Here is an 8,539-nt window from a genome sequence, read left to right as displayed (position 1 = left end):
CCGCCCACGGTGCCTTTATCGCTTGAACAAACTAGCGATAATGCTCCGCGATGCGCAATGCCGACCCCTCTGCTGAACCATGAGACATCGGATCACCTCCTTTCGCGCTGTTGAGCCAAAGTGCCGCCTCGGTATGCGGCTCGACCGGAGGATTGCGGCCCTGTACCGATCTTGAGTGGAATGTGATTCATCGGGCGACCAAGAACAAGTCTTGCATTGATTTTTTTTGCGGTCAGAATTGGGGCTTCGCGCCGGTGCGGTGGATAAGTCCGCCGGGGCGCGCATCCCTCAGCGGCAATCTTCGATCACGCGGCCAAGTTCGGACCAGGCGGGCAGGACGAGCGTCTGCGCACCCCCCATTTCGAGCATGAACCGGCCCCGGCTGAAGGCGATCGCATCGAGCAGCGGATCTCGCACTGCGAAGGCGATTTCGAAGGGGATGGCGGCGTTCTGAACGGCCGGGTTGGCCGGTGCGGCGGTGAGACGGCGCAGTGTGCTGCTGGTGGTGATGGTGGCAGGCACCTGACTGGCGCCGAAGCCGGGCCGCTGCATCACGATGGCAGGACGGGTGCGGTCGCAGCGCACGACCAGAAGCGGCGCAGCACCCGGCTGGCCGAAGCGGACGGCGCTGCCGGTGTTATCGGCGCTATAGGTCCAGTTGCCCTGCGTCAGCGGCAGATCTCGCCAGTTTGCCGTGTTGGCGTATTGGGTTGGCATTTGCTGTTGCTGTTGCTGTTGCTGGGGCGGCGCCGGGCGCGGCGCCTGCGCGGGCTGCGGAAGAGGCCTTGGCGCAGGCGCGGCGGTGCCGCCGCGCGGTGCCGGGGAGGGTTGCGGCGGCGAGCCCGAGCAGCCCGCCAGAGCGAACGCCGACGCCATCAGCAGGACAACAGGCAGGGTTGAGCGGTTGATCTTCATGCCCCGGGTATGGAAGAGAGCGGCGGTGACAACAAGAAGCTCTGCACACACAACGGGTAAATCGAAGGTGCGCATCGACCAGTTGCTGGTCGAGCGCGGTCTGGCCGAAAGCCGCGCCCGCGCGCAGGCGCTGATTCTGGCTGGGCACGTCTATTCGGGCGAGACCAAGCTGGTGAAGGCTGGCCACGCACTGGCGCCTGATGCGCCGATCGAAGTGCGCGGGCGCGATCATCCGTGGGTATCGCGCGGGGGGATCAAGCTGGCCCATGCGCTTGAGCACTTCGGGCTCGATCCGGCGGGCGTGATCGCGATGGATATCGGCAGTTCAACCGGCGGCTTTACCGACGTGCTGCTGACGCATGGCGCGGCACATATCTTCGCGGTCGATTCCGGCACGAACCAGCTCGCGTGGAAGCTGCGGCAGGATCCCCGCGTGACGGTGCTCGAGCAGACGAGTGCACGCATCCTGACGCCGCATCAAATCGACCGCCCGGCGACCTGGGTCGTGTGCGATGCGAGCTTCATTTCCTTGCGCAAGGTGCTGGAAGTGCCGCTTTCGCTGGCGGCGCGGCCAACGCGGCTGGTGGCGCTCATCAAACCCCAGTTCGAGGTGGGGCGCGGCGAAGTCGGCAAAGGGGGCGTGGTGCGCGATGCGGCCTTGCACGAGCGCGTCTGCGGCGAGGTGCAGGACTGGCTGGAAAGCGAGGGCTGGGCGGTGCAGGGCATCACGACGAGCCCGATCACCGGGCCCGAAGGCAATGTCGAGTTCCTGATTTTCGCGCTCCATGATGGCAGCAGAGATGCAGGGGTGGAGGCGCCCTGAACGGTCGCCTGAACGGCCAATTGTCCCGCTTTGAAGCAGATCTGCCCTGCGGCGATTGCCTAGTCGCCACCGCCCGGCCAATATCGCATCGTTACACTTGGCAACGAATCGCTTTTTACCCGGCGTCTCTTGGGGACACTTCGAGCACATGCGTTATCTCGCTTCTCCTGCCCAGCTGCGCGCCAGCCTGCTGCGGTGGTCTCTGTTTACGGTGCCAGCCGTGCTCGGGCTCGGGTTCCTTTCCAGCATCGTGTCGGACGCGGGGCCGGAAAACCCTTGGTTTTCGGCGCTCCTGAAGCCCTCGCTCTATCCGCCGCCGGCAGCATTCGGGATCGTCTGGTCGGTGCTTTACGTGCTGATCGGAGTGGCGCTGGCGATGGTTGCATCCGCGCGCGGGGCGCCTGGGCGGGGCATCGCGGTGGCGGTGTTTGCGCTGCAGCTGGTGCTCAATCTCTCGTGGAGCCCGGTGTTCTTTGCAATGCACCAGATGAGTGTGGCGCTGGGCATCATAGGGGTGATGATCGTGCTGACGCTGGCACTGATCGCGCTGTTCTGGCGCGTGCGGCCGCTGGCGGGGGCATTGCTGCTCCCCTATCTCGCGTGGATCTGCTTTGCCTCGGTGCTGAATTACCAGTTCCTGGCGCTCAACCCGCTGGCCGATGGCGCGGCTGGCTCCGGCGCTGCGGTGCGCGTGCAGATCTGATAACGCAGACATGCAAATTGCCCGGGATCACGCCTTGCGCGTCGCGGCATGAAGCGCCATCTGCGTTGCAGTAACGTCGTCAAAAGGCCAGAGCCATGCAGTCCGAGAACCCGATGATCGCCGATTTCGTCAAGCTGCTGAACAGCGCCGCGGGAACGCTCGCCGGCATGGGCCGTGAAGCCGGCGAAACCGCGCGAGAGAAACTGCGTGAGACCTTCGGCGGCATCGATTTCGTCAGCCGGGAGGAGTTCGAGGTGGTGAAGGACATGGCCACCGCCGCGCGCGAGGAAGCCGACGCACTCAAGGCCCGGATCGAGGCGCTTGAGGCGAAGCTGGGCGGCTGAGCCCAGATCAAGCTCGCAATGACGATATCTGGGTGCGGTTGCGGGGCTTAGAGCCCCGCCGCCTTCAGCGCCTGATCCAGATCCTCGATCACGTCGTCCGGATCCTCCAGCCCCACGTTCAGCCGCAGCATCCCCTCGGTCACACCCATATCAGCGCGGGTTTCGGGGCCGACGCCGTGGTGGGTGGTCGAAGCCGGGTGGCACATCAGCGAGCGCGAATCGCCGATGTTGTTGGAGATGTCGATCAGTTGAAGCGCATCGAGCAGCGCATGGGCCTGCGCCCGCCCGCCGGGGACTTCGAGGCTCATGATCGAGCCGCCCGCCAGCATCTGCTTTTGCGCCAGCGCGAACTGCGGGTGGCTCGGCAGGAACGGGTAGCGCACGGTGGGCAGGCGACCTTCGATGAACTGCGCGACCTTCATCGCGTTCTCGCTCTGGCGGCGGATCCTGAGATCCAGCGTTTCGAGGCCCTTTAGCACGACCCACGCGTTGAACGGGGCGATGTTCGGGCCAGTGTTGCGCTGGAAGGGGAGCAGCTTGCCATTGATGAATTCGGCGGAGCCCGCGACGGCTCCCGCCAGCACGCGGCCCTGTCCGTCCATCATCTTCGTGGCTGAATAGGCGACCACATCCGCGCCGAAATCGAGCGGGCGCTGGAGCGCGCTCGTGGCGAAGGCATTGTCGACCACGGTGGTGATGCCGTGCTTGCGCGCCAGCGTGCAGACAAACTCAAGATCGACGAGGTCCATCGTCGGGTTTGCCGGGCTTTCGAAGAAGAAGACCTTGGTATTCGGCCGGATCGCGGCTTCCCACGCGGCGTTGTCGCCTGCGTCGATCGTCGTGCCCTCGATGCCGAAGCGCGGGAGCAGGTTGTCGACCAGCCAGCGGCACGAGCCGAATGCAGCCTTCGCGGCCACGATGTGATCGCCTGCGGAAAGCTGGCAGAGCAGCGCCGTGGTCATCGCGGCCATGCCGCTTGCCTGCGCGCGGCACGCTTCGGCGCCTTCGAGGAGGGCGATGCGCTCCTCCAGCATCTGCACCGTGGGGTTCTGCAGGCGCGAATAGGTCATGCCATCGTCTTCGCCGGCAAAGCGCGCGGCGACGGTGGCGGCATCATCGTAGGAATAGCCCGAGGTGAGGAACAGGGCTTCGGAGGTCTCACCCATTTCCGAACGCCAGGTGCCGCCGCGCACGGCCTGCGTTGCGGGGCGCCAGTTGGCGGTGATCGAGCGGTCCTGTCCGGTGGTGCGTTTCATGGGCTAGGGCCTTAGATTTGCAGGGCCGGCGGTGCAAGCACCGCCATTGCCCTTATGGGGCGGAACGGGGTATGCGCGCCCGGCCCATGTCCGTGCTTTCCCGCATAACCACCCCCCTGACCGCGCCGCGCCGCACCGATGGCGATCCGCTGGTATGGTGCTGGGCGATCACGCTGGCCTTCCTGGTGGTGGTGCTGCACCGGCTGGGCACACCTTCAAAGATCATGTTCGACGAGGTGCATTACCTGCCCGCGGCGCGGCGGCTTATCGAGCTTTCGAGCCGGCTCAACCCCGAGCATCCGCTGCTGGGCAAGGAGTTCATTGCGCTCGGCATGCTGATGTTCGGCGACAATCCGTTCGGCTGGCGGCTGCCCAATGCGCTGCTCGGCACGCTGGGGCTGTTTGCCGCGATGCGGGCAATGTGGTGGGCGAGCCTCTCGCGGCCCGCAACGCTGCTGTTTGCGCTGCTCTTCGCGACCAACTTCCTGTGGTTCGTGCTCAGCCGGATCGCGATGCTCGACATGGCGATGGCGAGCATGCTGGCGCTGGGGTTCTGGCAGGCGGCGCTGGCGTGGCGCAAGGGCTCAAGGCTGCATCTGGCGCTGTGCGGGATGTTTCTGGGGCTCTCTCTGGGCGGCAAGTGGAACGGGGCACCGATCCTCGCGCTGCCGGGGCTGCTGTTTGCGTGGGACCGCTGGTGGGCGCTGGCGGGGCGCCGGCGCGGCTTCCTGATCGCGCGCGATGCGGGGCCGGTGCCGGGTGTTTCGCTGCTGGAGGCGGCGGTGTGGCTGGGGGTGGTGCCGCTGCTCGCCTACCTGGCGACGTTTGCGCCGGCGTTCTTCTACAAGGTGCAGCCGCTGACGATGCAGGGGCTGATCCCGTGGCAGAGCTACATGCTCAAGCTGCAGGACAGCGTGGTGAAGCCGCATCTCTACCAGAGCCAGTGGTGGCAGTGGGTGTTCAATATCCGCCCCATCTGGTTCTTCTACGCGCCGTGGGACGGGGCGCAGCGCGGGGTGCTGATGGTCGGCAATCCCTTCACCATGCTGGCCGGGTTGCCCGCGCTTCTGCTGTGCCTCTGGGCAGGCGTGCGTCGTGGAGACAGGCTGCGCGGGGCGGTGGTGGTGCTTTACATCGCGAGCCTGATCTTCTGGGCGATCAACGGCAAGCCGGTGCAGTTCTACTACCATTATGCGCTCGCCAGCGTGTTCCTGATGGCAGCGCTGGCGTTGGTCTTGGCGCAGTGGTGGGAGCAGGGGCGGCGCTGGCCGGGGGCACTGACGGTGGTGCTATCGGCGATGCTGTTCGTGGGGTTCTACCCGATCCTTTCGGCAGGAGCGCTGCCGGGGAAGCTTTCGTACCGGGACTACACGTGGCTCGATAGCTGGCGGTGAGCAGATCGATTAGGGACAATCGCCAAGAAAAAGGGGACTGTCCCTAATTTTCTACGCTCTTCAGTACTTGCCCCAGACGAACTTGCTCGAAAGCGCGAAGTTCCACACCGAGCCGACGACGATGCCGACGATCGCGGCAGGATAGGCGTGGAAGCCCATGCGCATCAGCGCGGCGGCGGCGCCCACGTTGGCGAGCAGGCCGACCGAGCAGGTGAGGGCAAATTTGGCCCAGCCGCGCAGCAGGGGCATGAAGCCGCGCAGGCGCTTGTCGGCGTAGGTCAGCTCGTTGTTGAGCATGAAGTTGAAGCTCATCGCGACAACGGCAGCCGAGGTCTGCGCGATGATGAACTCGATCTGGTCGGACCAGTTGTGGTAGAGTACCTTCTGCCCGAAGGCGCCGAGCACCGAGGCGAGGACGGCCATGTGCACGATCACGCCGAGCCCGCCGATCGTGCCGAACAGGGCAAAGCGCGTCGGGATGATGCGGCCCAGCCACTTGTCGTAGAGGCCGATCAGGAATTCGAAGACGACAGTGCGATCGAGCTTGCTTTCGCCTTCGGCGCGGGCGGCAAAGTTCAACGGGAATTCCTTGACGCGGAGCGGCGCGTCGACCGTGGCAAGAATGTCGAGCAGGATCTTGAAACCCACGCCGGAAAGCCTGTGCGCATCAGCGCGCAAGGTTTCGGCGCGGAGCATGAAGAAACCGCTCATCGGATCGGAAAGCTGCACGCCCGTCACGCGGCGGGCGATGCGGTTGGCAAGGCCGGACGCCTTGACGCGGTCGGGCCGGCCCCAGGCTTCGGTGCTGGCGCCTTCGGCAAAGCGCGAGGCATAGGCGACATCGTAGTCGCCGCCGCTCACTGCCTCATACATGCCGGGGAGCAGCGCAGGATCGTGCTGGTGATCGGCGTCCATCACCGCGACGATCGGCGCAGCGGTGGCGCACATGCCCTCGATCGCGGCGGAGGCCAGGCCGCGGCGGCCGATGCGTTCGATCACGCGGACGCGCGGGTCGTCACGACCGATGCGGCGCGCTTCCTCGGCTGTGCCATCGGGGCTGTTGTCGTCGACGAAGATTGCTTCCCAGGCGATGCCCCCCAGCGCGGCATCAAGCCGCTCGACCATGGGCGCGATGTTCTTGCGCTCGTTGAACGTGGGAAGGATGACGGCAAGTTGCAGCATGGAGCGCGCGCTTACAGCCTTGCGAGCACCGCGTCACCAATTTCCGTTGTCCCGGCGCTGCCGCCGAGATCTCGGCCCAGAACGCCCTCGGCAAGAGTACGCGCCACAGCAGCCTCGACGCGGTCTGCCGCATCGGCCAGCCCGAGCGAATGGCGCAGCAGCATGGCTAGCGACAGGATCGTCGCCATCGGATTGGCGAGGCCCTTGCCAGCGATATCGGGAGCAGAACCGTGGATCGGCTCGTAGAGGCCGAATGTGCCGTGTGCGGTCTGGCGCTCGCCGAGCGAGGCCGAGGCGAGCAGGCCGATCGAGCCGACGCACATGCTGGCCTGATCCGAGAGGATGTCGCCGAAGAGATTGCCGGTGACGACGACGTCGAACTGGCCGGGGCTCTTTACCAGCTGCATCGCAGCGTTGTCGACGTACATGTGTTCGAGCGCGACATCGGGGTATTCCTTCGCCACTTCGATCACCACGTCGCGCCAGAGCTGCGAGGTTTCCAGCACGTTGGCCTTGTCGACCGAACAGAGGCGCTTGCCGCGACCTTGCGCTGCGCGAAAGGCGACATGGGCGATGCGGCGCACTTCGCTTTCGCTGTAGGACATCATGTCCCAGCCTTCGCGCTCGCCCGAAGCCGTGGTGCGGAAGCCCTTTTCGCCGAAATAGACGTCGCCATTGAGTTCGCGCACGATGAGCAGATCGATCGCGCCGGCGACTTCGGGGCGCAGCGCGGAGTGGCCTTCGAGGCCGGCAAAGACCTTGGCGGGGCGCAGATTGGCGAACAGGGTAAGGGCCTTGCGCAGGCCGAGGATCGCCTGCTCGGGACGCAGGTGCCGCTCCAGCGCATCGCAGGTGGGATCGCCCACCGCGCCAAACAGCACGCCGTCCGAGGCTTCGGCGAGGGCGAGTGTTTCGGGCGGAAGCGGATGGCCAGTGGCGTGGTAGGCTACGCCGCCGACGAGCGCTTCTTCGCGTTCTATGCCGAGATCCAGCACATCGAGAACCCGCAGCGCCTCGCGCGTGACTTCGGGGCCGATGCCGTCACCCGGCAGAACTGCAATCTTCATCAGGTCATCCTCGGAAGAAATCTCAACGCGCGCCGCCACCGATCCGTTTGAATCGTTCGATCAGGATGGCGCGCGCCGCCATACCATCGCGGCGCGGATCGGCAAGCAGGTGCTTCGATAGCGAAAGACCCTGCCGATCAAGCCGGGCGAGCAGGCTTTCCCACGGTTCTTCCGCCGGGGGCGGTTGGGCATGGCCATAGCCGATCTCTTGCAACAGCAGCGCTTCATAGGCGGCGACCGCGCGGGCCCAGCCGCGGGCGGAAGGCGCATGGCAGATCGCATCGAGCACGGCTTCGAGCGCGCCGTGGATGCCGGGGAAAGGCTGGCCTTCGGGTAGACTTTGCGCGGTGAGGGTGGTCACCCAGCCGATGCCCGCGCTCGCCAGCGGCTCGCTGAGCCAGGGGCCGCGGCTGGTGATAAGCTCGAGCCGTGCCGAAAGGAGCTGGCCGGCGGTGCGGGCGGTGAGCTCGGCGGCGACGAGATTGCCGGGAATCAGCACGGGCCGCAGCGTGCGCCCGCGCGCACCGGCGACATAGCCGGCGACGAGCCCGTGGTCTGCCGTCAGCAGGCGCACCACCGCGCCGTGCTCACCGTGGGCACGTGAGGCGCAAAGGATGGCGGGGGCCCTTATGAGCATGGCGGTTTCCCGTGTGGAGATTGCCAAAGGTTGCGGCAAGCAGCTGAATGGATGAATCCCCCGTTGGAACCGGCGGCAATCTGGGGTAGCTTGTTTCGTATGAAACAGCTCTTCCAGCATGCTGCCGTGACGGAGGGAGTGACAGTGCGCGTCGCTGTCAATTTCCTGCCCGAACAGTCGCGCATCGATGCCGGCAAATGGTTCTGGGTCTATCACAT

9 protein-coding genes and 1 pseudogene are annotated in these 8,539 nt (G+C 65.7%); 5 read left to right on the top strand and 5 right to left on the bottom strand.

Annotated elements, in window-relative coordinates; genetic code table 11:
- Nucleotides 1-288: 288 nt before the first annotated feature.
- Nucleotides 289-990 (bottom strand): hypothetical protein, encoded by a 702-nt coding sequence (locus Q0082_RS07675; protein WP_298191294.1) that lies wholly within the window; start codon nt 988-990, stop codon nt 289-291.
- Between Q0082_RS07675 and Q0082_RS07670 the strand changes: the two genes are divergently transcribed.
- From Q0082_RS07670 to Q0082_RS07660, 3 genes are all read left to right on the top strand, one after another.
- On the top strand, nt 941-1,738 hold the full coding sequence (locus tag Q0082_RS07670; protein ID WP_298191293.1) for a TlyA family RNA methyltransferase: 798 nt from the start codon (nt 941-943) through the stop codon (nt 1,736-1,738). The genes Q0082_RS07675 and Q0082_RS07670 overlap by 50 nt on opposite strands.
- Before the next feature lie 148 nt (nt 1,739-1,886).
- Nucleotides 1,887-2,441 carry a TspO/MBR family protein gene (locus tag Q0082_RS07665; RefSeq protein WP_298191292.1) on the top strand — a complete coding sequence of 185 codons (555 nt, stop codon included), beginning with the start codon at nt 1,887-1,889 and terminating at the stop codon, nt 2,439-2,441.
- Nucleotides 2,442-2,536: 95 nt separating this feature from the next.
- Entirely contained in the window at nt 2,537-2,785 is a 249-nt protein-coding gene (locus tag Q0082_RS07660; protein WP_298191291.1) for an accessory factor UbiK family protein, read from the top strand.
- Nucleotides 2,786-2,832: 47 nt separating this feature from the next.
- Here Q0082_RS07660 and Q0082_RS07655 read toward each other — a convergent pair whose 3' ends face one another.
- Nucleotides 2,833-4,041: an aminotransferase class I/II-fold pyridoxal phosphate-dependent enzyme gene (locus tag Q0082_RS07655; RefSeq protein WP_298191290.1), complete on the bottom strand. Its 1,209-nt coding sequence runs from the start codon at nt 4,039-4,041 to the stop codon at nt 2,833-2,835.
- 86 nt (nt 4,042-4,127) lie between these two features.
- Between Q0082_RS07655 and Q0082_RS07650 the strand changes: the two genes are divergently transcribed.
- Complete coding sequence (locus tag Q0082_RS07650) at nt 4,128-5,435, top strand: phospholipid carrier-dependent glycosyltransferase (protein ID WP_298191289.1); 1,308 nt, start codon at nt 4,128-4,130, stop codon at nt 5,433-5,435.
- 60 nt (nt 5,436-5,495) lie between these two features.
- On the opposite strand, the gene Q0082_RS07645 is transcribed toward Q0082_RS07650, so the two are convergent.
- Genes Q0082_RS07645 through Q0082_RS07635 form a run of 3 tightly spaced genes read right to left on the bottom strand, consistent with a single transcriptional unit; the run spans nt 5,496 to nt 8,321 of the window.
- Nucleotides 5,496-6,617, bottom strand: coding sequence for a glycosyltransferase family 2 protein (locus Q0082_RS07645; RefSeq protein ID WP_298191288.1), 1,122 nt, complete (start codon nt 6,615-6,617; stop codon nt 5,496-5,498).
- A gap of 11 nt (nt 6,618-6,628) precedes the next feature.
- Entirely contained in the window at nt 6,629-7,684 is a 1,056-nt protein-coding gene (gene leuB, locus Q0082_RS07640; RefSeq protein ID WP_298191287.1) for a 3-isopropylmalate dehydrogenase, read from the bottom strand.
- A 22-nt stretch (nt 7,685-7,706) separates the two neighbouring features.
- Nucleotides 7,707-8,321 carry a recombination protein O N-terminal domain-containing protein gene (locus tag Q0082_RS07635; protein WP_298191286.1) on the bottom strand — a complete coding sequence of 205 codons (615 nt, stop codon included), beginning with the start codon at nt 8,319-8,321 and terminating at the stop codon, nt 7,707-7,709.
- Between the two features lie 99 nt (nt 8,322-8,420).
- On the opposite strand from Q0082_RS07635, the pseudogene Q0082_RS07630 reads away from it, so the two are divergent.
- Nucleotides 8,421-8,539, top strand: a pseudogene (locus tag Q0082_RS07630) (Co2+/Mg2+ efflux protein ApaG); the annotation flags it as partial.

The organism is Novosphingobium sp. (genome assembly GCF_027489515.1).
In the GTDB taxonomy this organism is placed as follows: domain Bacteria; phylum Pseudomonadota; class Alphaproteobacteria; order Sphingomonadales; family Sphingomonadaceae; genus Novosphingobium.
The sequence above is the reverse complement of the archived record's forward strand: the minus strand, read 5'-3'. Positions and strand labels throughout refer to the sequence as shown.

Excerpts from the sequence above, each read along its gene's own strand:
- Q0082_RS07655 (WP_298191290.1), bottom strand. The coding sequence starts at position 4,041 with ATGAAACGCACCACCGGACAGGACCGCTCGATCACCGCCAACTGGCGC.
- Q0082_RS07660 (WP_298191291.1), top strand. The coding sequence starts at position 2,537 with ATGCAGTCCGAGAACCCGATGATCGCCGATTTCGTCAAGCTGCTGAAC.
- Q0082_RS07645 (WP_298191288.1), bottom strand. The coding sequence starts at position 6,617 with ATGCTGCAACTTGCCGTCATCCTTCCCACGTTCAACGAGCGCAAGAAC.
- Q0082_RS07650 (WP_298191289.1), top strand. The coding sequence starts at position 4,128 with ATGTCCGTGCTTTCCCGCATAACCACCCCCCTGACCGCGCCGCGCCGC.
- Q0082_RS07675 (WP_298191294.1), bottom strand. The coding sequence starts at position 990 with ATGCGCACCTTCGATTTACCCGTTGTGTGTGCAGAGCTTCTTGTTGTC.
- Q0082_RS07635 (WP_298191286.1), bottom strand. The coding sequence starts at position 8,321 with ATGCTCATAAGGGCCCCCGCCATCCTTTGCGCCTCACGTGCCCACGGT.
- leuB (WP_298191287.1), bottom strand. The coding sequence starts at position 7,684 with ATGAAGATTGCAGTTCTGCCGGGTGACGGCATCGGCCCCGAAGTCACG.
- Q0082_RS07665 (WP_298191292.1), top strand. The coding sequence starts at position 1,887 with ATGCGTTATCTCGCTTCTCCTGCCCAGCTGCGCGCCAGCCTGCTGCGG.